Here is a 23,744-nt window from a genome sequence, read left to right on the forward strand (position 1 = left end):
CGTGCGCCCGGTCGCGGCCCGCCGACCGGGACCTGGCGGAGAGTCAGCGGTCAGAACTCGAAGCCGAGCTGGCCCCCGCTCTCCAGAGCGGCCGCGTCAGCGGAGACGCGGACCTTCTTGAGGTGCCGCCACTGCGGCAGCGCGTCCAGGTAGGCCCAGGACAGCCGGTGGAGCGGGGTGGGACCCTGCTCCGCCAGCGCGGCCTTGTGCGTGGGCGACGGGTAGCCCGCGTTGGCGCCGAACCCGAAGGGCACGTACACGGAGGACTGCTCCTCCAGCGCGGCCATGTAGGCGTCCCGCCGCACCTTCGCGATCACGGAGGCAGCGGCCACCGCGACGCAGGACTGGTCGCCCTTGACCACCGTGCGCACCCGCCAGGGGCCGCCGAGGTAGTCGTGCTTGCCGTCGAGGATCACCGCGTCCGGCCGCACCGGCAGGGCGTCGAGCGCACGGACGGCCGCGAGCCGCAGCGCCGCCGTCATCCCGAGTTCGTCGATCTCCTCGGGGGACGCCGAACCCAGGGCGTGGGCGGTGACCCACTGTTCGAGCTCCGCGGCCAGTTCGCCGCGCCGCTTGGCGGTGAGGAGCTTGGAGTCGGTGAGTCCGGTCGGCGGTCGGCGCAGTCCGGTGACGGCCGCGCACACCGTGACGGGTCCCGCCCACGCCCCGCGTCCGACTTCGTCGACTCCGGCGATGACTTTGGCGCCGGTGGTCGCCCGGATCGAGCGCTCGACGGTGTGGGTGGGGGGTTCGTACGGCATGGCGACTGACAGGTTACGCCGCCCGTCCCCGGCCGCAACACCCGGATGGCGTTTCCGCGCCGTACCGGTGCCGTGCCGCGTGGCCGGTACCGCTCCGGTGCCGTGCCGCGTGGCCGGTACCGCTGCGGACCGGCCGCCGCACGGAAAGCGGGGCGACGGCGGCGGGACGGCCTTCACCACCGCCGCACGCCACCATCGTAGGCCCGTCGCGCCACGGACGGACCGGGGCGCCGGGGTCAGTACGCCGGCCCGGCCGGGAGCCAGCCCGGCAGCGCCTCGGTCCGGTCCCGCCAGGCCTCCGGCGGCGCCCCGGCCGGAGCGGACGCGACGACCCCGCCGACGATGGCGCAGGTCGTGTCCATGTCCCCGCCCACCTGCGCCGTGGTCCAGAAGCCCTGCTCGTAGTCGCCCAGGGCCCGGGCAGCCGACCACAGGGCGAACGGCACGGTGTCGTGCGCACTGGTGCGCCTCCCGCACCCGAGGACGGCGGCGACGGTCTGCGGGTCGCCGTAGTCCAGCATGTCCCGTGCGCGCCGCAGCCCGGCACCGACGGCGCTGCGCGGTACGAGGGCGATCACCGCGTCCAGGAAGTCCGTGGCCTTGGGCGGGCCGCCGGGGGCGGCGGCCAGAGCCGCCGCGGCCGCCACCGCCATGCAGCCGACGACGGCCTCACGGTGCTGGTGCGTGGTGTACGAGGAGATCTCCGCCTGGTGGGTGGCCTGCTCGGGATCGTCGGCGTACCAGGCGCCGAGCGGCGCGATACGCATGGCGGCGCCGTTGCCCCAGGAGCCCTGTCCCTGGAACAGACCGGCGGCGATCTCCCGCCAGTCGCCGCCCTCGCGGATCAGCCGCAGCATCCTGTCGACGGCGGACCCGTAGCCGCGGTCGACATCGTGGTGCTCGGCGAAGGAGCGGGCGAGGGAGTCCTGGTCGATGCGGCCGTGTGCGGCGAGGACGGCGACGACGGAGCAGGCCATCTCCGTGTCGTCGGTCCACTGCCAGGTGCCGGGGGGCAGCTCGCGGCGCTTCAGCAGGGGGTAGTGGGCGGGCACGAAGAACTGGGAGCCCAGAGCGTCGCCCACGGCCAGCCCCCGCAGGCTGGCCAGGGCGCGCCGGAAGCGCTGGGCGGAAGCGGAGTCAGCGGTCATCGCCCGGCCACTCTATCCGGTGGGAGGGCACCGGCCAGGGTGACGCCGTGCACACCGGCGCCGCCGGAGCGACCACCGTCGGGCGGAGCCCGCACGAACCGCACCCGGGACCCCTGCCCCTCTGCTCCTGCCCCTGCCCCTGCCCCTGCCCCTGCCCCTGCGGACTGGACCTCGCTGCTGCCGTGCGGGCCGCGTTCCCGTCCCGGCGGCCTGCCGCCCCGGCTCCTGCCGTCCCGCTGCCTGCGCCCCGTTCCCTCGGATCCGGCCCGCCCCTTCGGATCCGGAGCTTCCGGTTCCACGACAGCTCTCCGTCCCAGTGACTCTCCGCCGCAGCGACTCTCCGCCGCAGCGACTCACCGCTCCGGCGACTCACCGCTCCGGCAGCTCTCCGTGCCGGCGGCCCTCAGACGGTCCAGGCCGCGTCGAGGTCCACGACGTCCCCCGCCAGTGCCACCACGTCGACGGCGAGCTGGGCGCGCAGCGCGAGCCGTTCCACCCGCTCGGTGCGGTACTTGCCGTGCTCGGCGGCGGAGCGCCACATGGAGAGGACGACGAACTCGTTCCCGGGAGCTTCGCCGAAGAGGCCGCGCAGCATGCCGGGTGATCCGGCCATGGCCGGGTTCCACACCTTCTCCTGCATGAGGGCGTAGTGCTCGACCCGGTCCTCCCGGATCCGGCTGTGTGCGACGCGCACGACGTCAGCGTCGGTGAACCGCGGTTCGAAGCCCGTCTTCACGTCGAAGCGGTGGTCGAACAACCGCACCTGCATGTCCGTGTACGTGCCGGTCTGCGCGGCGGCCAGCCGGTCGTGGGAGCGGGCCATGAAGGAGTCGTAGAAGGCCCGGCTCTCCCAGAAGGAGAACACGTGCGCCACACCGGGGCGCAGCCGGCTCCATCCGCCGCCCTGCCCGCGGAACCCCGGCTCCCCCGGCAACCCCGCCCATTTCCGCTGCCCCCTCTCGAACCCCCGGCGGTCCACGACGGTGCAGCGCATCCACTTGACCAGCACCGCGCCATCGTACGGCGCGCGGAGCCGCCGGGTCCCGGCCATGGCGGACCCCGCCCCCGCGCGCGGAGGCGTACCGCGAGCGGTGTGGCGAGCGTGGCGGCAGTCGTCGAACCGGATCCGGGAACGAGGGGCGCCCGCGTGCCCGATGGCGCCGATCAGGGGTGGCCGGGCGGCGGCCACCGCACGGCGTGCCGCACTGACGCTCCGTGACACCATGGGCAAGGAGACAAGTGCGGGCGGCAGTTGGCCGTGCCGCACGGACCGGCAGCAGAGAGGGGGAGCCGATGAGCAACCTCAACAAGGGGATCGCCAAGGCCGAGGTGGACCTCAAGTGGGACCCGAACACGGGCGGCGGGCCCGTGCACGACCTGGACATCATCGCCGCGGTGTACCGGGCGGAGGACCCGTACGGGGAGCCCGCCTACCTGGTGCACTTCGACAGCCGCTCACCGGACGGCACGATCACGCTGAGCCGGGACAGCCGGACGGGGCAGGGCCTGGGCGTCGACGAGTCGATGGTCCTGGAGCTTGACCGGCTGTCCGACGCCTACGGGCGCGTGATGGTGGGGGTCGCCGTCCAGCAGAGCGGCGGCCCGGTCGTCTTCGGGCAGGTGGCGCGCACGCGGCTGGTGATGAGGGAGGGCTACGAGGAGCTGATGGCGGTCGACTTCAGCGGCCTGCGGGACGCCACGGCGGCGACCGTCGTGGAGTTCACGCGCGAGGGCGGCGGCCCCTGGCGGATGCGCCCCCTCGTGCGCGGCTTCGACGGCGACCCGCAGTCCTTCGTCCGCGACATGGGCGCCCGCGTGCCCTGACCTTGTCGTTCAAACGTCCGGCGTCGGACGACAAGCTGAGCCTGCGTGCCGCGAGCACCGTGGCGGGGCCGTACGGGACGGCCCGTACCAGCGGCGCCTCAGGGCCCGCCGGGGGCGTTCCGGTGCCCGGGACACCCGCGACGGCATGACGAAGGGGACCGGCGGTCGGCCGGTCCCCTTCGTCAGCGGCGGTCCGGGAGCGCGTCAGCCACTACGGGCGACGCGTCCCGCGCCCGGTGTCAGCTGCAGCCGCTGGTGGAGCCGCAGCCCTCGCAGATGTAGCAGGAGCCGGCGCGCTGCATCTTCGTGCCGCAGGAGAAGCACAGCGGGGCGTCGGCCTGGATGCCGAGCTGCATCTCGACGAGCTCCGCGGAGGTGTGCGCCTGCTGCGGGGCCGGGGCCTCGGCCTTCGCCGCCGGGGCGGCCGGCTTCGGGACCTCTGTGGCCCGCGGGGCGGACTGGGCGAGGCCCTCCACGTCGACGTCCTCGTCGACGGGCTCGTACGAACCGGTCTCCAGGTGGCGCTGGCGCTCCTCGGCGGAGTGGATGCCGAGCGCCGAGCGGGTCTCGAAGGGCAGGAAGTCCAGCGCCAGGCGGCGGAAGATGTAGTCGACGATCGACTGGGCCATCCGCACGTCCGGGTCGTCGGTCATACCGGCCGGCTCGAACCGCATGTTGGTGAACTTCGAGACGTACGTCTCCAGGGGCACGCCGTACTGGAGGCCGACGGAGACCGCGATGGAGAAGGCGTCCATCATGCCCGCGAGGGTGGAGCCCTGCTTGGACATCTTGAGGAAGACCTCGCCGAGGCCGTCGTCCGGGTAGGAGTTGGCGGTCATGTAGCCCTCGGCGCCGCCCACCGTGAAGGAGGTGGTGATGCCGGGACGGCCCTTGGGCAGGCGCTTGCGGACCGGGCGGTACTCGACGACCTTCTCGACCTTGGCGGGCACCACCGCCGCCTCGGGCTCGGCCTGCTTCTCCTCCTCCTTCTTCTTGGCGGAGAGGGGCTGGCCGACCTTGCAGTTGTCGCGGTAGATCGCCAGGGCCTTGATGCCCAGCTTCCACGCCTCGAAGTAGATCTCCTCGACCTCTTCGACGGTCGCCGACTCCGGCATGTTGACCGTCTTGGAGATGGCGCCGGAGATCCACGGCTGGATGGCCGCCATCATGCGGACGTGGCCCATCGGGGAGATGGCCCGCTCGCCCATGGCGCAGTCGAAGACCTCGTAGTGCTCCTGCTTCAGGCCGGGGGCGTCGATCACGTTGCCGTGCTCGGCGATGTGGGCGACGATCGCCTCGATCTGCTCCTCCTGGTAGCCCAGGCGGCGCAGGGCCTGCGGGACGGTGCCGTTGACGATCTGCATCGAGCCGCCGCCGACCAGCTTCTTGAACTTGACCAGCGCCAGGTCCGGCTCGACACCGGTGGTGTCGCAGGACATGGCGAGGCCGATGGTGCCGGTGGGGGCGAGCACGGACGCCTGCGAGTTGCGGAAGCCGTTCTTCTCGCCGAGGCGCAGCACGTCCTGCCACGCCTCGGTGGCGGCGGCCCAGACCGGGGTGTCCAGGTCGTCCATGCGGAGGGCGGTGCCGTTGGCGTCGGCGTGCTGCTTCATGACGCGCTGGTGCGCCTCGGCGTTGCGAGCGTAGCCGTCGTACGGGCCGACGACGGCGGCCAGCTCGGCGGAGCGCCGGTAGGCGGTGCCGGTCATCAGGGAGGTGATGGCACCGGCCAGGGCGCGGCCGCCGTCGGAGTCGTACGCGTGGCCCGTCGCCATCAGCAGGGCGCCGAGGTTGGCGTAGCCGATGCCGAGCTGGCGGAAGGCGCGGGTGTTCTCGCCGATCTTCTGGGTCGGGAAGTCCGCGAAGCAGATGGAGATGTCCATCGCCGTGATGACCAGCTCGACGACCTTCTGGAAGCGCTCGGCGTCGAAGGACTGGTTGCCCTTACTGTCGTCCTTGAGGAACTTCATCAGGTTCAGCGAGGCCAGGTTGCACGAGGTGTTGTCCAGGTGCATGTACTCGCTGCACGGGTTCGAACCGTTGATGCGGCCGGACTCGGGGCAGGTGTGCCAGTGGTTGATGGTGTCGTCGTACTGGATGCCGGGGTCGGCGCAGGCCCAGGCGGCCTCGGCCATCTTGCGGAAGAGCGACTTGGCGTCGATCTCCTCGATGACCTCGCCGGTCATGCGGGCGCGCAGGCCGAACCGGCCGCCGGTCTCCACGGCCTTCATGAACTCGTCGTTCACCCGGACCGAGTTGTTGGCGTTCTGGTACTGGACGGACGTGATGTCGTCGCCGCCCAGGTCCATGTCGAAGCCCGCGTCGCGCAGCGCGCGGATCTTCTCCTCTTCCTTGACCTTGGTCTCGATGAAGTCCTCGACGTCCGGGTGGTCGACGTCCAGGATGACCATCTTGGCGGCGCGGCGGGTGGCACCGCCGGACTTGATCGTTCCTGCGGAGGCGTCGGCGCCGCGCATGAAGGAGACCGGGCCGGAGGCGTTGCCGCCGGAGGACAGCAGCTCCTTGGAGGAGCGGATGCGGGAGAGGTTCAGGCCGGCACCGGAGCCGCCCTTGAAGATCATGCCCTCTTCCTTGTACCAGTCGAGGATCGATTCCATGGAGTCGTCGACGGACAGGATGAAGCAGGCGGAGACCTGCTGGGGCTGCGGCGTGCCGACGTTGAACCACACCGGCGAGTTGAAGCTGAAGATCTGGTGCAGGAGGGCGTAGGCGAGCTCGTGCTCGAAGATCTCGGCGTCGGCGGGGGACGCGAAGTAGCCGTGGTCCTCGCCGGCCTTGCGGTACGTCTTGACGATGCGGTCGATGAGCTGCTTGAGGCCCGTCTCGCGCTGGGGCGTGCCGACGGCGCCCCGGAAGTACTTGCTGGTGACGATGTTGACCGCGTTCACCGACCAGAAGTCGGGGAACTCGACGCCACGCTGCTCGAAGTTCACCGAGCCGTCGCGCCAGTTGGTCATGACGACGTCACGGCGCTCCCAGACGACCTCGTCGTACGGGTGCACGCCGGGGGTCGTGTGGACGCGCTCGATACGCATGCCCTTGCTCGCCTTCGTCCCCTTGGAGCGTGAGCCTCGCGCCGGGCCGCTCGCCGTCTCTGTCATGCCGCCTCCCATATATGGGCAAAAACACCCTGATGTGCCCAGATCTTCCCAAGGCACGGTCTCTGTCTGTTGTGATGAGCGCCTGACCAGGCGCCCATCACAGGTCTTGTGGCCGCCGCGACGCGGCCTGTCGTCGGCCGGTCCCGCAGCGGGGCGGCCGGTCAGCCGGTCAGTCGGCGGCGCCCGCGGGCGCCGGGACCTCCTGGGCCCCGCCCGCGCCGCGCTCCCCCGGCGCGGGCCCCCGCTCGCGCAGCTCCGCGATGGCGGCCTCGAAGTCGTCAAGCGTGTCGAACGCCCGGTAGACGGACGCGAACCGCAGGTAGGCGACCAGGTCGAGCTCCCGAAGCGGGCCGAGTATGGCCAGCCCCACGTCGTGAGTGGTGAGCTCCGCGCTGCCGGTGGCACGCACGGCCTCCTCGACCCGCTGACCGAGCTGGGCGAGGGCGTCCTCGGTGACCGGCCGGCCCTGGCACGCCTTGCGGACGCCGTTGATGACCTTGGTCCGGCTGAAGGGCTCGGTCACTCCGCTGCGCTTCACGACCATGAGCGAGCAGGTCTCCACCGTGGTGAACCGGCGGGAGCAGTCGGGGCACTGGCGGCGGCGTCTGATGGACGTGCCGTCGTCGGTGGTGCGACTGTCGACGACGCGGCTGTCGGGGTGCCTGCAGAAGGGGCAGTGCATGGATCCCAACCCTCCTTCACAAGCACGACTGAACAGCCCGGCAACCCCTCGCGGGCCTCCCGAAGCAGCCACCAGCATAGGCGATCGCCGCGCTCCCGACCGACGGGGGCACCACAACTTGTGGGCGGCGCGCCCCATGCAACCACTACATGTGGTGTCTGGCCGCTCATTCACCGTGTAGCGCGTGTCGCGCTGAGCAACCGGCGCGAGGCGCGGCACGAGCCTACGGCACGGCGGTCTCGCGGCCGCTTCCCGCACGGGCGGGCAACCGGCGAAAGGGTGCGCGGGAGCGGCGGGCCGGCACTCCGCGCGCCCCCGGCGACCCGGAATCCCGGCAGGGAGGCTACCGTAATGGCCGGAATTCGCTCACCGGACGACGGCGGGCGAAAACGCCCCCGGGCCCGATCGGCGAGCGGGCGCGACGGAGCCGGCGGAGAGGCTCGCACATACACCTCTCCTCACGCACACGTAAGCGTTTCCGGCTTTTTTCACTCGAACGTGTGTTTGGCGCAACCTTTCGAAAGCAACTACCGTTGTGCCAGCCAGGGAGACCATTCGAGAGGGGCCGACGTGACCACCACAGCAGACAGTGCCACCATCACCGCCCAGGACCGCTCCCAGGGCCGATTCGACCCGGTACACGCCATGAACGTGAAAAAGGCGAACGAGGTGACCGCGACACCCGAGCCGCCCAAGCCGGCGCGCGCGCTGCCCGGTCGACCTCCCGGCATCCGAGCCGACAGCTCGGGGCTCACCGACCGGCAGCGCCGGGTCATCGAGGTGATCAGGGACTCCGTGCAGCGCAGGGGCTACCCACCGTCGATGCGCGAGATCGGCCAGGCCGTCGGCCTCTCCAGCACCTCCTCCGTGGCACACCAGCTGATGGCACTGGAGCGCAAGGGCTTCCTGCGCCGCGACCCGCACCGCCCGCGTGCGTACGAGGTCCGCGGTTCCGACCAGCCGAGCACACAGCCCGCGGACACCTCCGGCAAGCCCGCCGCCTCCTACGTGCCGCTGGTCGGCCGGATCGCCGCCGGTGGGCCGATCCTGGCGGAGGAGTCCGTCGAGGACGTCTTCCCGCTGCCCCGGCAGCTCGTCGGCGACGGTGAGCTGTTCGTCCTCAAGGTCGTCGGCGACTCGATGATCGAAGCCGCCATCTGCGACGGAGACTGGGTGACGGTGCGCCGTCAGCCGGTCGCGGAGAACGGCGACATCGTGGCGGCCATGCTCGACGGCGAGGCCACGGTGAAGCGCTTCAAGCGGGAGGACGGCCATGTGTGGCTGCTTCCGCACAACGCCGCCTATCAGCCGATCCCTGGCGACGAGGCCACCATCCTCGGCAAGGTTGTGGCGGTTCTGCGGCGGGTGTGACCCATCCGTCGGCTCCGACCAGCCCCGGGACCTCTGCGCCGGTCCCGGGGCTGCTTTCTGCCCACCCGCCCTATGCCTGCACGGCTCCGCCGAGCGTGCACGGGAGACAACCGGCTCCCACCGCGGCCCACCCCCGACGTGCCGGGCACATGCCCCGCAGCCGCCCCGACGTGCCGCGCACACGCCCCGCGGTACACCGGGCGGCGCCACGCCCGGCGGTACACCTGACGGTGCCCGCACAAGCCCCGCGGCCCATGCGACGCACACCGCACCATGCGCGGCTTGAGCGATGCCGTCCGTACGAGGGCACGGCCGGCGTATGCGGCCCCCGACACCCCCGCAGGGAGCCGCGGACCGCGGGACGCGCCCCACAGTGGCGCCAGGACGAAGCCCGGACCAGGCGCCGCGGCCCCGCGGCCTACGCGGGGGCGGCCTTCGCCGCGGCGTCGATCGCGGCCAGCGAGCGGCGGACCTGGTTGCGGTCCGTCGTGTACCAGAAGTCCGGCATGGACGTACGGAGAAACCCTCCGTAGCGGGCGTTCGCCAGCCGCGGGTCGAGGACCGCGACCACCCCCCGGTCGCCCGTCGCCCGCACCAGGCGGCCGGCCCCCTGCGCCATCAGCAGTGCCGCATGGGTCGCGGCCACCGCCATGAAGCCGTTGCCGCCCGCCTCCTCCACGGCCTTCTGCCGGGCGCTCATCAGCGGATCGTCGGGGCGGGGGAACGGGATCCGGTCCATGACGACCAGCTGGCAGTTCGGCCCCGGCACGTCCACGCCCTGCCACAGCGACAGCGTCCCGAAGAGGCACGTCCCGGGGTCGGCCGCGAAAGTCTTGATCAGCTCCCCGAGGGTGTCCTCGCCCTGCAGCAGGATCGGCCGGCCCAGCCTGCCCCGGAGCTCCTCCGCCGCGGCCTGCGCCGCGCGCATGGAGGAGAAGAGCCCGAGCGTACGGCCGCCGGCGGCCTCCACCAGCTCGGCCAGTTCGTCGAGCATGTCGGACCGCCCGGCCTCCCGTCCCGGGGTCGCCAGGTGCCGGGCGACGTAGAGGATGCCCTGCTTGCGGTAATCGAACGGGGAGCCGACGTCGAGGCCCTTCCACACGGGCAGGTCGTCGCCCTCCACGCCCTCCGGTGCGAGCCCGAGGGAGGCGCCCACGCCGTTGAAGTCGCCGCCGAGCTTCAGCGTGGCCGAGGCCAGGACCACCGAGCGGTCGGTGAAGAGCTTCTCCCGCAGCAGGCCGGACACCGACATCGGGGCGACCCGCAGGGACGCTCCGAAGCGGTCGTGCCGCTCGTACCAGACCACGTCGTACTCATTGCCGCCCAGGATGCGCTCCGCGACGGCGTGCACGTTCTCCACGGAGGCGAGGGCCTGCTTCCGGACGGCGTCCTCGTCCTGCACGGACCGGTCGCGGGTGGCGCCGAGCGCCGACACCACGTTCCGCCCGGCGTCCCGCAGCGCCATCAGCGCGTACGCGAGGTCCTCCGGGATCTCCTCCAGCCTCCCCGGCAGGGCCAGCTCCATCAGCCGCTCGAAGCCCTCCGCGGCAGTCTGCAGCTGGTCGGCCGCCTTCTCGTCCACCAGCTTGGCGGCGCGCCGCACCGCCCGGTTGACCTGTCCCGGCGTGAGCTCGCCCGTGGCGACGCCCGTCACCCGCGACACCAGCTCGTGCGCCTCGTCGACGATCAGCACCTCGTGCTGCGGCAGCACGGGGGCGCCCTCGATGGCGTCGATGGCGAGCAGCGCGTGGTTGGTGACGACGACCTCCGCCAGCTTGGCCCGCTCACGGGCGGCCTCCGCGAAGCACTCGGCGCCGTACGCGCACTTGGTGGCGCCCAGGCACTCCCGGGAGGTGACGGAGACCTGCGACCAGGCACGATCGGAGACCCCCGGTGTCAGGTCGTCCCGGTCACCGGTCTCCGTCTCGTCGGCCCAGTCCCGCAGCCGCAGCAGGTCCTTGCCGAGCTTGCTGGCGGGGGCGGCCGCCTCGAAGGGGTCGAAGAGCCCGTCCTCCTCTTCCTGCGGGACGCCCTCGTGGACCCGGTGCAGGCACAGGTAGTTCGACCGGCCCTTCAGCATCGCGAACTCGGGCCTGCGGCGCAGTAGCGGGTGCAGGGCCTCGACCGTGCGCGGCAGGTCCCGCTCCACGAGCTGCCGCTGCAGGGCCAGGGTCGCGGTGGCCACCACCACGCGGTCGCCGTGGGCCAGGGCGGGCACGAGGTACCCCAGGGACTTGCCCGTACCGGTGCCGGCCTGGACGAGCAGGTGCGAGCCGTCGTCGATGGCCTGGCCGACGGCCTCGGCCATGGTGACCTGGCCGGGCCTCTCCTTACCGCCGACGGCGGTGACGGCGGCGTGGAGGAGATCGCGGAGGGATGGCTTCGTCATAACCCGTCCACCCTACGGGGCGGCGCTGACAGTCGGATCACGCGTGCCCGGCCGCGGCCGCTGCCCGGCCGGATCCCGCGCGGTCCACCGCGGCGAGGGCTTCGGCGAAGCGTTCGAGCACGGCGTCCGCCTGCTCCCCGGTGAGCGTGAGCGGCGGCAGCAGCCGTACGGCTCCCGGCGTGCGGGCATCCGCGTCCACGATCAGCCCGCGCTGGAGGCACTCCTGCCGCACGGCCACCGCGAGCGCCGGCGCCGAGGGGCCGGAGAGTCCGAGGCCGATCATGAGTCCGCGCCCGTGCACCCCCGCACCCAGGGGAGCGCGCCGGTGTCCGCGCGCAACTGTGCGAGCATCCGTGCGCCCAGTGCCGCCGCGTGGCCGGCGAGCCGGTTCCGGCGGACGTACGCCAGGGTGGCGGCGCCGGCCGCCATGGCGAGCTGGTTGCCCTGGGACGGGCCGACCGGGCGGTCGAGCGCCGCGCGGTAGACGATCACCGCGAGGGGCAGCGAGCCGCCGATGGCTTTGGCCATGACCATCACGTCCGGGACCACACCGCTGTGCTCGACTGCCCAGAAGGCGCCGGTGCGGCCGACGCCGGTGTGGGTCTCGTCCGCGATCAGCGGGACGGAGCCGCTCCGCGTCGCCGCGCGCATCCCACGCAGCCAGTCGTCCGGTGCCGGGAGCACCCCGTCCTCGTACCGCACCGTCTCCACGAGCACTCCCGCGGCCGCGGTCAGGTCCTCCCGGCCGCCGTCGCCGACCGGATGCCGGTCGGCTCGGGGGAACGGGAGCCGCGTGAGGTCCGGTGCCGGGCGGGCGGGATCGGGCCCGCCGCCCGTGTAGGCGAGGATCTCCGTACGTCCGGTGGCGGCGCGGGCGAGTGCGAGCGCGGCGCCGACGGCGTCCGGAGCGGCCGGGCCGCAGAACCGGATGCGGGCGTCGCGTGCGAACTCCTCGGGCAGCGTGGCGAACAGCTCGGTGGTGAAGGCGTCCCTGACCGGCGACGCGAGGTCGGGCGCGTGGAGCGGCGCTTCGGAGTCGATCACGCGCTTGACGGCCTCCAGCACGACCGGGTGGTTGTGCCCCAGGACCAGCGTCCCGGCGCCCGAGGCGCAGTCCAGGTAGCGCCGCCCGTCCGCGCATTCGATCGTCAGCCCGCGGGCGCGTACGGGGACGACGGGCAGCGAGCGGGCGTACGTACGCGCCGCGGGTTCCCGAAGCCACTGGCGCCGGAGGACGCCCTCCGTCCTGGCGGTGGCGGTGGGCGGTGCGAGTGGAGCTGTCTCGATGGCGGCCACGTCCTTCGGTCCTCCCGGTGTACCCGTGCGTCCCCCGCAGGGGGTAACGACCGGGGCACCGGCGGATCACGGCCGTGGCGAAGGTCCTCACGGCACGGAACCGCGCCCCTGCCGCATGCCGTCCCCCACTGCACCGGCATAGTGGGGGCCGCACGCCGGCGCGTCCGCGTGTCCGGCACGCGCCCGAACACACCTGCTCCGGTACGTCCTTGACATGAAGTCCCAGGGGGATCAGACACATGCGCACGATTCGTCCGCTGTTCGCCACGGCTGCCGTCGCGGCGGTGCTGGCGCTGACGGCCACCGGCTGCGGCCCGAGCGAGGACGTGGCGGGCGGCACGCCCACCGCCTCCGCCGGCACGGCCGCCACGCCCGACGGGAAGATCACGATCCCGGACGACCTGAAGGACCGGCTCAAGGAGCACGGGATCGACCTCGACAGGTGGCGCGGCGGCGAGTGGCGGAACTGGGACAAGGACACGTGGCTGCGTGAGGCGAAGGACTTCGTCAACCCGATCATCGAGGACCTCTGGGACCCGGACCGCATGCGGGAGGCGGAGGAGCCCGGCAAGGAGCCCGTGGAGGAGGGCGAGCTGCCCGGCGGCGAGGGCGTGACCGATCCGACTCCGAAGCGGGTGGAGGCGGCACCGGTCAGGACTCCGTACCACGCGAGCGTCCCGGAGGCCGGCAAGCTGCTGTTCGACGGGCCGAAGGGTTCGATGGTGTGCTCGGCCACGGTGGTGAAGGACCCGGCGAACCCCGGCAAGTCGAACCTCGTGTGGACGGCCGGCCACTGCGTCCACGCGGGCAAGGACGGCGGCTGGTACCGGAACATCGCCTTCGTGCCCTCGTACAACGACAGCGGCATGTCCACCGCCCAGCTGGAGAAGGCGAAGCGCGAGGACGTCGCGCCGCACGGGGTGTGGTGGGCCGACTGGGCGCAGACGTCGGAGCAGTGGATCGCCGAGGGCGGCCCGGTGGGCGGCCAGGGGGCGCCGTACGACTTCGCAGTGATCCACGTGACGCCCGAGAAGGGCGGCGGGGGCAGGTCGCTGGAGGAGACGGTGGGCTCCGCGCTGCCGGTCGACTTCGCGGCGCCGGCCGCGGCGCAGATCGCGAGCATGGAGGCCACCGGCTACCCGGCGGCGCCGCCGTACGACGGCCAGAAGCTCTACCAGTGCGCGGGCAAGCCGGGCCGGCTGTCCGTGAAGGCCGGTCAGCCCACGATGCACCGCATCGGGTGCAGCATGACCGCCGGGTCGTCGGGCGGCGGCTGGGTGCACACCGGCAAGGACGGCAAGCCCGCGCTGGTGTCGAACACCTCCATCGGTCCGGTGACGTCCGGCTGGCTCGCCGGGCCGCGGCTCGGCAAGGAGGCCGAGGGCGTCTACACGGCGGTCAGCGAGCGCTTCGCACGCCGCTGACCCGGCCGGCTGCGGCGAGGCCGCCCGGGAGGGTTGGCGCCACGACGAGGGGAGGGCCCCCGGCCGTTCGGCCGGGGGCCCTCCCCTCGTGTGTTCGTGCTGCGGCGCCGCGCAGGGGCCGTCAGGCCGCCGCGGGAACGAACGGCGCGAGAAGCCCCGCCAGTTCCTCGTGGACCCGAGCCTTGAGGAGCGTGCCCTCCGGGGTGTGCTCCTCGGACAGCACCTCGCCGTCGGCGTGGATGCGGGAGACCAGCTCGCCCCGCGTGTACGGCACGAGCGCCTGGATCTCCACCTCCGGCCGGGGCAGTTCGGCGTCGATCAGGGCGAGCAGCTCGTCCAGGCCCTGGCCGGTGCGGGCCGACACCGCGATGGCGTGCTTCTCGACCCGGAGCAGCCGCTGGAGCACCAGCGGATCTGCGGCGTCCGCCTTGTTGACGACCACGATCTCGGGCACGTTCACCGCGCCCACGTCGCGGATCACCTCGCGGACGGCCGCGAGCTGCTCCTCGGGCGCCGGGTGCGAGCCGTCGACCACGTGCAGGACGAGGTCGGCGTCCCCCACCTCCTCCATGGTGGAGCGGAACGCCTCCACCAGGTGGTGCGGCAGGTGCCTGACGAAGCCGACCGTGTCGGCCAGGGTGTAGAGGCGGCCGCTCGGCGTCTCGGCCCGGCGCACGGTCGGGTCGAGGGTGGCGAACAGCGCGTTCTCCACCAGCACTCCCGCGCCGGTGAGCCGGTTCAGCAGCGACGACTTGCCCGCGTTGGTGTAGCCGGCGATCGCGACGGACGGCACCCTGTTGCGCCGCCGCTCCTGCCGCTTGATGTCGCGGCCGGTCTTCATGTCCGCGATCTCCCGGCGCAGCTTCGCCATCTTCTCGCGGATCCGCCGCCGGTCCGTCTCGATCTTGGTCTCACCGGGGCCGCGGGTGGCCATGCCGCCGCCCGACGAGCCGGAGCCGCCACCGCCCATCTGGCGGGACAGCGACTGACCCCAGCCGCGCAGCCGCGGCAGCATGTACTGCATCTGCGCCAGCGAGACCTGCGCCTTGCCCTCGCGGGACTTGGCGTGCTGGGCGAAGATGTCGAGGATCAGGGCGGTACGGTCGACCACCTTCACCTTGACGACGTCTTCGAGGTGGATGAGCTGGCCGGGGCTGAGCTCACCGTCGCACACGACGGTGTCGGCGCCGGTCTCCAGGACGATGTCCCGCAGCTCCTCGGCCTTGCCGGAGCCGATGTAGGTGGCCGGGTCCGGCTTGTCGCGGCGCTGGATGACTCCGTCGAGGACGACCGCGCCGGCCGTCTCGGCAAGGGCGGCCAGCTCGGCGAGCGAGTTGTCCGCGTCCTGGACCGTGCCCGTGGTCCAGACGCCGACGAGCACCACGCGTTCGAGGCGCAGCTGCCGGTACTCGACCTCGGTGACGTCCTGGAGTTCGGTGGAGAGGCCCGCCACCCGGCGCAGAGCGGCACGGTCCGCGCGGTCCAGCTGGTCGCCGTCCCGCTCTCCGTCGATCTCGTGGCTCCAGGCGACGTCCTCTTCCATCAGGGCGTCGGCCCGAAGGCTCTCCGTGCGGCTCTGCTCGCTGAGGCGCTGCGCGTCCTGGGAAAAGGAAGAAGAGGAGGTCATTGGATCCTTACGTCGAAGAAAAATCGGATGTGACAGTGACAACGCCCGAGCGTGCCGGAAGATTCCCCGCCCGCCGGCGGCGCTGCTGACACCTCGATGGTCCCACGGCCCGGTGCTGACCGTCACCCTGGTTTCGCCGCCCCGCCCCGGGTCGCGGGCACCGGGCCGGGTGTGCCCGGTGCCCAGGCGGCCGGTGCTCAGGCCGCCGGTGCTCAGGCGGCCGGTGCTCAGGCGGCCGGTGCTCAGGCCGCCGTCCCGGCCGGGCCGGCGGCCGGGCTCTTCACCGGGTCCGCACTGCGCCAGTCCGGGTGTCCGGGCATGGGCGGGGTCTTCTCGCCGTACAGCCATCCGTGCAGGAACGGCGTGAGGTCGCGGCCCGCGACCTCGGAGGCCAGGCGGACGAAGTCGGACGTGCCCGCGACGCCGTGCACGTGCTCCGCCACCCAGCGCCGCTCAAGCTGCCGGAAGGCGTCGTCGCCGATCTCCTGGCGCAGCGCGTAGAGGATCAGTGCGCTGCCGTCGTAGACGACCGGCCGGAAGAGGCTGATCTTGTGCCCGGGCGCGGGGGGCCTGGGTGCGGCCGGAGGTCCGCCCGCCGCCCGCCAGCGGTCGGACGCGGAGTACGCGTCGCGCATGCGCCGCTCCAGCGGATAGTGGCCGGCCTGGTCGGCCCACAGGGCCTCGTACCAGGTCGCGTGGCCTTCGTTCAGCCACAGGTCCGACCAGGTGCGGGGGGTGACGCTGTTGCCGAACCAGTGGTGCGCCAGCTCGTGCACCATGATCCCCTCGACGTACCAGGCGGGCAGCTTGGGGTGGGTGAACAGGCGCCTCTCGAAGAGGGAGAGGGTCTGCGTCTCCAGCTCGAAGCCGGTGCTGGCGTCGGCGACGAGCACGCCGTACGTCTCGAAGGGGTAGCGGCCGACGTGCTGCTCCATCCACTCCATGTGTCCGGGCGTCTTGCGCAGCCAGGGCTCCATGCGCTCGCGGTCGCGGACCGGGACGACGTCCCGCAGGGGCAGTCCGTGCGGTCCCGTGCGGTGGACGACGGCGGAGCGGCCGATGGAGACCTGGGCGAGCTCCGTGGCCATGGGGTGCATGCCCCGGTACACCCAGGTGGCGTGCTGCCCGGAGACGGAGCGGCCCAGGGAGGTGCCGTTCGCGACGGCCGTGAGGTCCTTGGGGACGGTCACGCGGAAGGTGAAGTACGCCTTGTCGGCCGGGTGGTCGTTGCAGGGGAAGACGCGGTGGGCGGCGTCCGCCTGGTTGGCCATGGCGAGTCCGTCGGAGGTGCGGAGCCAGCCGCCGACGGCCTTGGGGGCGGCCGGATCGCTGGTGTGGCGTACGGCGATGCGCATCCGCGTGCCCGCCGGGACCGGCTGCTCGGGGGTGACGACCAGGTCCTCCCCGGTGCGGGCGTGGGCGGCGGGGCGGCCGTTGACCCGGACGTCGCGGACGGTGCCGTGCGCGAAGTCGAGGTTCACCATGGGCAGGTCCTGGGTGGCCAGGGCGTCGATCTTGGTGAGGGCGTCCAGCGGTTTGGTGTTGTCGCCGCTGTAGGCGAAGGCGATGTCGTACGCGCGGACGTCGTACCCGGGGTTGCCGAGGTGGGGGAAGAGCGGGTCGCCGATGCCCAGGGGCTGGGGCGGGGGTACTGCGGCGGCGAGGAGGCCGGTGGACGCGGCGGCGAGGAGCACGGCGCGCAGTCGGCGGGAGGTGAGGCGCATGCACCACCGCTTACCAGCGCGTCGGCCGCGGACCCGGGCGGCACGCACCGGGGCCACCCGAACGAGCGGGGCGGGGCCCTTCCGGCGCGGGCGGCGGCGGTGGCGGCGGGACCCGGTGGGGGGAGCGCCGGGGGCGGATCAGCAGGCAGGGGCGGATCCGCAGGGTGCGGCGGGGGTGCGGCCGACGGCGCGGAGGGAGTGCGGCCGACGGCGGCGCCCGGCCGGGGCGAGGCCGAAGAGCCGGGGTGCGGCCGAAGAGCCGGGGTGCGGCCCGCGGGGGCGCCCGGCGGGGCGGCCGGCGGGGCGGGGCGTCAGCGGGGTGGGGCGGGGTGCTGGGCGCGGCTGACGTCGTAGACGCCGGGCACGTCGCGCATCGCGCGCATGAGGGCGGGCAGCTCGGCGGCGTCGGGGAGGTGAAGGGTGTAGGTGTGGCGGACCCGCTGCTCGGTGGGGGGCTCGACGGTGGCGGACACGATCTCCGCGCCCGCGGTCGCGATGGCCTCGGTGAGGTCGGCGAGCAGCCGGGGGCGGCCGAACGATTCGGCGACCAGGGTGACGCGGCAGGCGGCCTCGCCGCCCCAGCGGACGGCGACGGGGGCGCGGCCGAGGTTCCGCATGCGGTGTACGGCGGGGCATTCGGCGCGGTGGACGGTGACGGCGCCGCCGCGTACGGCGAAGCCCGTGACGGTGTCGGGCGGCACCGGCGTGCAGCAGCCGGCGAGTCGGACGGCGGAGTGCGGGGCGTCGACGACGGCGTTGGCGGTGCGTCGGCGGTCGGCGACGACGGAGGCGGCCGGGCGGGGCCCGGCGGCGGGCACGGCCGCGGCGGCCTGCGGGGGTGCGCGGTGAGCCAGCGGTTGATGGCGATGCGCGCGGTGGGGGTGCGGGCGTGCTCCAGCCAGTCGGGGGAAGGACCCGACCCGGCGTCCTCGGCGAGCAGGGGCTGCACGGTGTCCCCGTCGCGCAGGACGGTCCCGAGGGTGGCGAGTCGGCCGTTGACGCGGGCGCCGACGCAGGCGTGGGCGGCGGCGCCGTGCTGCTCGTAGGCGGCGTCGAGGCAGGTGGCGCCGGCGGGCAGGGCGAGGGTGCCGCCGTCGGGGCGGAAGACGGTGATCTCGGTGTCCTGGGCGAGGTCGGCGCGCAGGGAGGTCCAGAAGGTGTCGGGGTCGGGGGCGAAGCGCTGCCAGTCGAGCAGCCGGGACAGCCAGCCGGGCCGTGTCGGGTCGACGCGCTCGCCGTCCCTGGCGTCCTGGGGATCGTCGGTGTCGTACGGGTTGCCCAGGGCGATGACGCCGGCCTCCGCGACCTTGTGCATCTGGTGGGTGCGGATGAGGATCTCGGCGACGGCGCCTTCCGCGGTGACGACGGCGGTGTGCAGGGACTGGTACAGGTTGAACTTGGGCGCGGCGATGAAGTCCTTGAACTCGGAGACCACCGGCGTGAAGCAGGTGTGGAGCTCCCCGAGGACGGCGTAGCAGTCGGCGTCCTCCGCGACGAGGACGAGGAGGCGGCCGAAGTCGGTGCCGCGCAGTTCCCCGCGTTTGAGGCTGATGCGGTGCACGGACACGAAGTGGCGGGGCCGGACGAGGACGTCGGCGGTGATGCCGGCGTCCCGCAGGACGGTGCGCACGGCGTCGGCGACGCCACCGAGGGCGTCCCCTTCGGCGGCGCTCGCGGCGATGCGGGCGCGGGTGCGCTCGTATGCGACGGGGTGGAGGATGGCGAAGACCAGGTCTTCCAGCTCCGTCTTGAGGGCCTGGACGCCGAGGCGTTCGGCGAGGGGGATGAGCACGTCGCGGGTGACCTTGGCGATGCGGGCCTGCTTCTCGGGGCGCATCACGCCGAGGGTGCGCATGTTGTGCAGCCGGTCGGCGAGTTTGATCGACATGACGCGCACGTCGTTGCCGGTGGCGAGCAGCATCTTGCGGAAGGTCTCGGGCTCTGCCGCGGTGCCGTAGTCCACCTTCTCCAGTTTGGTGACGCCGTCCACGAGGTACGCCACCTCGTCGCCGAACAGCTCCCGCACCTGCTCCAGGGTGACGTCGGTGTCCTCGACCGTGTCGTGGAGGAGGGAGGCGGTGAGGGTGGTGGTCTCCGCGCCGAGTTCGGCGAGGATGAGGGTGACGGCGAGCGGATGCGTGATGTAGGGCTCGCCGCTCTTGCGGAACTGCCCGCGGTGGGAGAGCTCGGCGAGGGCGTACGCCCGGTGCAGGAGGGTCAGGTCCGCGTCCGGGTGGTGGGCGCGGTGGGCTTCGGCGACGTGGCCGAGGGCGTCGGGCAGCCGGTCGCGGCCGGTGGGGCCGAGGAGGGCGGCGCGGCCGAGTCTGCGCAGGTCGATTCTGGGGCGCCCGCGCCTGCGGCTGGGGACGGCGGGGGCACTGGGGTTGGTGGCCTCTGCGCTCATGGGGCACCTCCGGCGGCGTCGACCGGCGGTGGGCGGGCAAGGCGTGCACGCCCGGCCGGTGCTTGATGTTACCGAGCCCACCACGCGGCGCTGTCCCGCTCTCGCCCAGCGTGAAGGGGATCACCCATTCGAGCGAGGTTTTCGGCGGTGTGGTTTCGCTGTGTGACAGGTGGGGGCGCGGTGTGCCGCTTACGCGGGGGTGCCCAGCCAGGAGGGCTCGACGGTGCCCTCGGCGACGATGACGGCGGGCCCGGTCATCTCGATCTCGCCGTCGGGGTGCTCGGTGATGGTGAGGGTGCCGCCGAGGACGTCGACGGTGTACGTGACCGGGGTGCCGGTCTCGGCGGGGTCGACGCCGTCGCGGCGGGCCGCGGCGACGGCGACGGCGCAGGCGCCGGTGCCGCAGGATCGGGTCTCGGCGGCGCCGCGCTCGTGGACGCGCATGGCCACGTGGCGGGGGCCGCGGTCGGTGACGAACTCGATGTTGACGCCGTCCGGGTAGACGTCCTCCGGGCTGTACGGCGGCTCGGCGGACAGGTCGCCGGCGTGGGAGAGGTCCTCGACGAAGGCGACGGCGTGCGGGTTGCCCATGTTGACGTTGCGGGCGGGCCAGCTGCGGCCGTCGACGGTGACGGTGACCCCGTCGGGGGGCAGCACCGCGCGGCCCATGGAGACGGTCACGTCGCCGTTCTTGGCGAGGTGGACCTGCTTGACGCCGCCGCGGGTGGCCACGGCGACATCGCCCGCGGTGACGTGCCCGGCGTGCTCCAGGTACCGGGCGAAGACCCGTACGCCGTTGCCGCACATCTCCGCGACGGAGCCGTCGGCGTTGCGGTAGTCCATGAACCACTCGGCCTCGTCGGCCATGTGCCGCGCCTCGGGGTGCGCGGCGGACCGCACCACGTGCAGCACCCCGTCGCCGCCGATGCCGGCCCGGCGGTCGCAGAGCCGGGCGACGAGGGCCGCGGACAGCTCGGTGGCGTTGTCCGGGTCGGGCACGATCACGAAGTCGTTCTCCGTGCCGTGGCCCTTGAGGAACGCGAGGCGGGGGGTGGCGGCGATGGGTGCGGTGCTCACGCGTCCCATCGTACGGGGAGGGTACGACGGCGGGCCTGCCCGTCCGGCGGCTGGACCGGGGCGTCGGTACGCGGTGGAACGGGCCGTTGCCACCGGTCGGCGGGACAGCGGCGGGAAGCAGACGGCGGGCGGATCCGGCCCGGGACGGCACGCCGCGCACGCGGGGCAGCTGTGCGGGCCGCACGCGGGCTGCGGGGCGGCGGGCGCGCCGGGTACGGGATGCGGAGCAGAGGTCGCGCCGCGCGCAGTAGGCCGGTCGGCGGACGCGGGGCGGGCTCGCAGGGCAGCGGGGCAGCTGTGCGGGCCGCACGCGGGCTGCGGGTCAGCGGAGGCGGGCCACGCGCCAGACGGCGAGGGTCACGAGGACGGTCACCACGGCGACGTACAGGGCTATGACCCGCCAGTCCGGGCGCTCGTCGGAGCCGCGGGCCGGGAGGCCGGGCCACGTGTAGCCGACGCGGCGGGCGGCCATCATGCCCCAGCCGGCCGCGCAGCCGCTCAGCAGCAGGCCCAGCATGGCGAGGACGGCGCCCCCGTCGCCCGAACCGAACGCGAGCGGGAAGGCGAACATCAGGGAACCCAGGGCGCCGAGACCGACGATGGGCGCCAATTGCCACACCCTGAGCCGCCCCTGCGGGCGCAGTTCGACCTCGACCTCGTCGGGGGTGGTCTCCTGCGTGCCGTCCTCGTTGAGCTCGGGGCCGTCCGGGCTCAGCTGCGGGGCCCGGTGCACGCGGGACACCGCGGAGACCTCGGGCGTGTCCGCCACTCCGAAACCTCCCGATGTGCCGGGTGCCGCTGACGCCTCGGGCGCGTCGGCCCCTGCGGCGGGCTCCGGCGGCGCCGCCGCCTCCGCCGCCTCACGCGGCTCCGACGCCTCGGAGCCCTCCGACCGCGCAGGCGTGTCCGACGCCTCGTGCGCGTGCTCCTCGGACGTGGTCACGCTGTCCGGTGTGTCCCGCCGTTCTCTGTCGCGAGGGCCGGCCTCCATCGCCACGCGCCCTCCCAACGTCGGATTCACTGGTCGATCGATGCTCGATGATGGCATGACCACGGGCGTCGATCTGACGGCCGGAGCGTCCCGATGCCATCACGTGATCAGGCTGTAACCGCTCGTTCGACCAACGTGAGGGCACGGTCCGGGAGTTCCCCTCGGTCCGCGGCGCCTCCGCTGAGCCACCGGACCCGCGGGTCGCGGCGGAACCAGGAGTCCTGGCGGCGGGCGAAGCGCTTGGTCGCGCGGACGGTCTCGTCGCGGGCCTCCTGCTCGCTGCACTCCCCCGCCAGCGCGGCGAGGACCTGCTGGTAGCCGAGCGCCCGGGAAGCGGTGCGGCCCTCGCGCAGCCCGCGGGCCTCCAGGGCGCGGACCTCGTCGACGAGGCCGTCCTCCCACATGCGGTCCACGCGCGCGGCGATGCGGGCGTCCAGTTCCGGCCGCTCGACGTCGACGCCGATCTGCACCGTCTCGTACACCGGGTCCGGGCCGGGGAGGTTCGCGGTGAAGGGCCGGCCGGTGATCTCGATGACCTCCAGGGCGCGGACGATGCGGCGGCCGTTGCTCGGCAGGATCGCGCGCGCCGCGTCCGGGTCGAGGCCGGCGAGCCGGGCGTGCAGGACGCCGGAGCCCCGCTCGGCCAGTTCGGCCTCCAGTCCGGCCCGTACGCCGGGGTCGGTGCCGGGGAACTCCAGGGCGTCGATGGCCCCGCGTACGTAGAGGCCGGACCCGCCGACGAGCACGGGGGTGCGCCCCTCGGCGAGGAGCCGGTCGATCTCCGCCCTGGCGAGCCGCTGGTACTCGGCGACGCTCGCGGTCTCGGTGACGTCCCAGATGTCCAGCAGGCGGTGCGGGACGCCGCCGCGCTCCTCGCCGGTCAACTTGGCGGTGCCGATGTCCATCCCCCGGTACAGCTGCATGGAGTCGGCGTTGACGACCTCGCCGCCGAGCCGCTGGGCCAGGTGGACTCCCAGGTCGGACTTTCCTGCGGCGGTGGGGCCGACGACGGCGATGACGCGCGGGGCGGGGGTTGCGGTGCTCACCGGCCCAGTCTCCCAAACCTCGCGGCATTACCCGAACGAGCGACGTGACACCACGAGGGGCTTGTCGTTGCCAGTTGCGAGGTTCCGACCGCCGGTTCTCGGACCGGCCCCACCGGGCGCAGCAAGGGGACGCTCCGGCCAGCGCGGGATTTCGCCCACACGAGTACGCTATGGAGTAGATATGGGCGTTTTTGGATGGTTTCGCCGGAAGGATGAGAAGGGCGAGCAGTCGGCCGCGGCCGGTGACGCGGCCGGGGCGGCGGCGGACACCGCGGAACCCGCGCCGACGGACGGCGGGGACGGGGCGGCGGCGACCGCCGGGGCGACGGGCGAGGACGCGCAGGCCCAGCCGGAGCCCGTCTCGGGTGCACTTGAGGAGCGTGCGGAGCCCGCGACGTCCGCCGGCACCGGGGACGAGGCCGCGGCCTGCGGTGAGTCCTCATCGGCCGAGCGGTCGGAGGCCGTGTCCACCGCGGCTGAGTCCGCGGGTATCCCCAAGCAGCAGTCCGCCGAGAAGGCGGCGGACAGCGAAGCCGGAGACAGCGCCCGCAGGTAGACCCGCGCGGTGACCTCCCGCAGGTCGTTTCGAGGAAGGTGGGCCATGGGCATCGTGGATTCGCTGAAGGCCAGGATGGGTCCGGCCAAGGAGAAGGTCGCCGGGTTCGCCCGGCAGCACGGCGACCGGATCGACCACGGCATCGACAAGGCCGCGCAGGCCGTCGACCGGAAGACCAAGGGCAAGTACAGCGACAAGATCGAGTCAGGCACCGGCAAGGCCAGGCACGCGCTGGACCGGCTGTCCCACCGCAACGACGGCAGCACGCCACCGCAGCCGCCGCCCGCCGCCTGAACCGGGCC

General features: G+C 73.3%; 16 protein-coding genes and 2 pseudogenes. 5 read left to right on the plus strand and 13 right to left on the minus strand.

What is annotated here, in order from left to right; genetic code table 11:
• Positions 1-50: 50 nt before the first annotated feature.
• From L6E17_RS05295 to L6E17_RS05305, 3 genes are all read right to left on the minus strand, one after another.
• The gene (locus tag L6E17_RS05295) at positions 51-761 is read right to left on the minus strand and encodes a ribonuclease HII (protein WP_236239544.1); all 711 of its coding nucleotides are present in this window, start codon (positions 759-761) and stop codon (positions 51-53) included.
• Between the two features lie 236 nt (positions 762-997).
• Positions 998-1,909 carry an ADP-ribosylglycohydrolase family protein gene (locus L6E17_RS05300; RefSeq protein ID WP_236239545.1) on the minus strand — a complete coding sequence of 304 codons (912 nt, stop codon included), beginning with the start codon at positions 1,907-1,909 and terminating at the stop codon, positions 998-1,000.
• 403 nt (positions 1,910-2,312) lie between these two features.
• A complete protein-coding gene (locus tag L6E17_RS05305) occupies positions 2,313-2,918 on the minus strand; it encodes a YdbC family protein (RefSeq protein ID WP_236239546.1) in 606 nt (201 codons plus the stop codon).
• Between the two features lie 284 nt (positions 2,919-3,202).
• On the opposite strand from L6E17_RS05305, the gene L6E17_RS05310 reads away from it, so the two are divergent.
• A complete protein-coding gene (locus L6E17_RS05310; RefSeq protein WP_236239547.1) occupies positions 3,203-3,733 on the plus strand; it encodes a TerD family protein in 531 nt (176 codons plus the stop codon).
• 239 nt (positions 3,734-3,972) lie between these two features.
• Here the strand turns inward: L6E17_RS05310 and L6E17_RS05315 are convergent, their stop codons facing one another.
• Positions 3,973-6,855, minus strand: coding sequence for a vitamin B12-dependent ribonucleotide reductase (locus tag L6E17_RS05315; protein WP_236239548.1), 2,883 nt, complete (start codon positions 6,853-6,855; stop codon positions 3,973-3,975).
• 169 nt (positions 6,856-7,024) lie between these two features.
• Positions 7,025-7,537 carry a transcriptional regulator NrdR gene (gene nrdR / locus L6E17_RS05320; RefSeq protein WP_236239549.1) on the minus strand — a complete coding sequence of 171 codons (513 nt, stop codon included), beginning with the start codon at positions 7,535-7,537 and terminating at the stop codon, positions 7,025-7,027.
• A 570-nt stretch (positions 7,538-8,107) separates the two neighbouring features.
• On the opposite strand from nrdR, the gene lexA reads away from it, so the two are divergent.
• On the plus strand, positions 8,108-8,908 hold the full coding sequence (gene lexA, locus L6E17_RS05325) for a transcriptional repressor LexA (protein ID WP_236239550.1): 801 nt from the start codon (positions 8,108-8,110) through the stop codon (positions 8,906-8,908).
• 418 nt (positions 8,909-9,326) lie between these two features.
• Here the strand turns inward: lexA and L6E17_RS05330 are convergent, their stop codons facing one another.
• Together L6E17_RS05330 and L6E17_RS05335 are read right to left on the minus strand one after the other, a co-directional pair.
• Positions 9,327-11,297, minus strand: coding sequence for an ATP-dependent DNA helicase (locus L6E17_RS05330; RefSeq protein WP_236239551.1), 1,971 nt, complete (start codon positions 11,295-11,297; stop codon positions 9,327-9,329).
• 37 nt (positions 11,298-11,334) lie between these two features.
• Positions 11,335-12,593, minus strand: a pseudogene (locus L6E17_RS05335) (aminotransferase class III-fold pyridoxal phosphate-dependent enzyme).
• A gap of 239 nt (positions 12,594-12,832) precedes the next feature.
• Here L6E17_RS05335 and L6E17_RS05340 point away from each other — a divergent pair.
• The gene (locus L6E17_RS05340; RefSeq protein WP_236239552.1) at positions 12,833-14,017 is read left to right on the plus strand and encodes a serine protease; all 1,185 of its coding nucleotides are present in this window, start codon (positions 12,833-12,835) and stop codon (positions 14,015-14,017) included.
• A 121-nt stretch (positions 14,018-14,138) separates the two neighbouring features.
• Here the strand turns inward: L6E17_RS05340 and hflX are convergent, their stop codons facing one another.
• The 6 genes and pseudogenes from hflX to miaA form a co-directional block, all read right to left on the minus strand.
• A complete protein-coding gene (gene hflX / locus L6E17_RS05345; protein WP_236239553.1) occupies positions 14,139-15,644 on the minus strand; it encodes a GTPase HflX in 1,506 nt (501 codons plus the stop codon).
• Positions 15,645-15,886: 242 nt separating this feature from the next.
• On the minus strand, positions 15,887-17,368 hold the full coding sequence (locus tag L6E17_RS05350; protein WP_236239554.1) for a M1 family metallopeptidase: 1,482 nt from the start codon (positions 17,366-17,368) through the stop codon (positions 15,887-15,889).
• A gap of 311 nt (positions 17,369-17,679) precedes the next feature.
• Positions 17,680-19,772, minus strand: a pseudogene (locus tag L6E17_RS05355) (bifunctional (p)ppGpp synthetase/guanosine-3',5'-bis(diphosphate) 3'-pyrophosphohydrolase).
• Between the two features lie 189 nt (positions 19,773-19,961).
• Positions 19,962-20,858, minus strand: a complete 897-nt coding sequence (dapF, locus tag L6E17_RS05360) for a diaminopimelate epimerase (protein WP_374108988.1) — start codon at positions 20,856-20,858, stop codon at positions 19,962-19,964.
• Positions 20,859-21,171: 313 nt separating this feature from the next.
• A complete protein-coding gene (locus tag L6E17_RS05365; protein WP_374109003.1) occupies positions 21,172-21,618 on the minus strand; it encodes a hypothetical protein in 447 nt (148 codons plus the stop codon).
• 329 nt (positions 21,619-21,947) lie between these two features.
• Positions 21,948-22,886: a tRNA (adenosine(37)-N6)-dimethylallyltransferase MiaA gene (gene miaA, locus L6E17_RS05370; RefSeq protein WP_236239556.1), complete on the minus strand. Its 939-nt coding sequence runs from the start codon at positions 22,884-22,886 to the stop codon at positions 21,948-21,950.
• A gap of 181 nt (positions 22,887-23,067) precedes the next feature.
• Here miaA and L6E17_RS05375 point away from each other — a divergent pair, with 181 nt between their 5' ends.
• Together L6E17_RS05375 and L6E17_RS05380 are read left to right on the plus strand one after the other, a co-directional pair.
• Positions 23,068-23,442, plus strand: coding sequence for a hypothetical protein (locus L6E17_RS05375; protein WP_236239557.1), 375 nt, complete (start codon positions 23,068-23,070; stop codon positions 23,440-23,442).
• A 45-nt stretch (positions 23,443-23,487) separates the two neighbouring features.
• Positions 23,488-23,736: an antitoxin gene (locus tag L6E17_RS05380; RefSeq protein ID WP_236239558.1), complete on the plus strand. Its 249-nt coding sequence runs from the start codon at positions 23,488-23,490 to the stop codon at positions 23,734-23,736.
• The last annotated feature ends 8 nt before the right edge of the window (positions 23,737-23,744 follow it).

The organism is Streptomyces sp. CC228A (genome assembly GCF_021390935.1).
Taxonomy (GTDB): domain Bacteria; phylum Actinomycetota; class Actinomycetes; order Streptomycetales; family Streptomycetaceae; genus Streptomyces.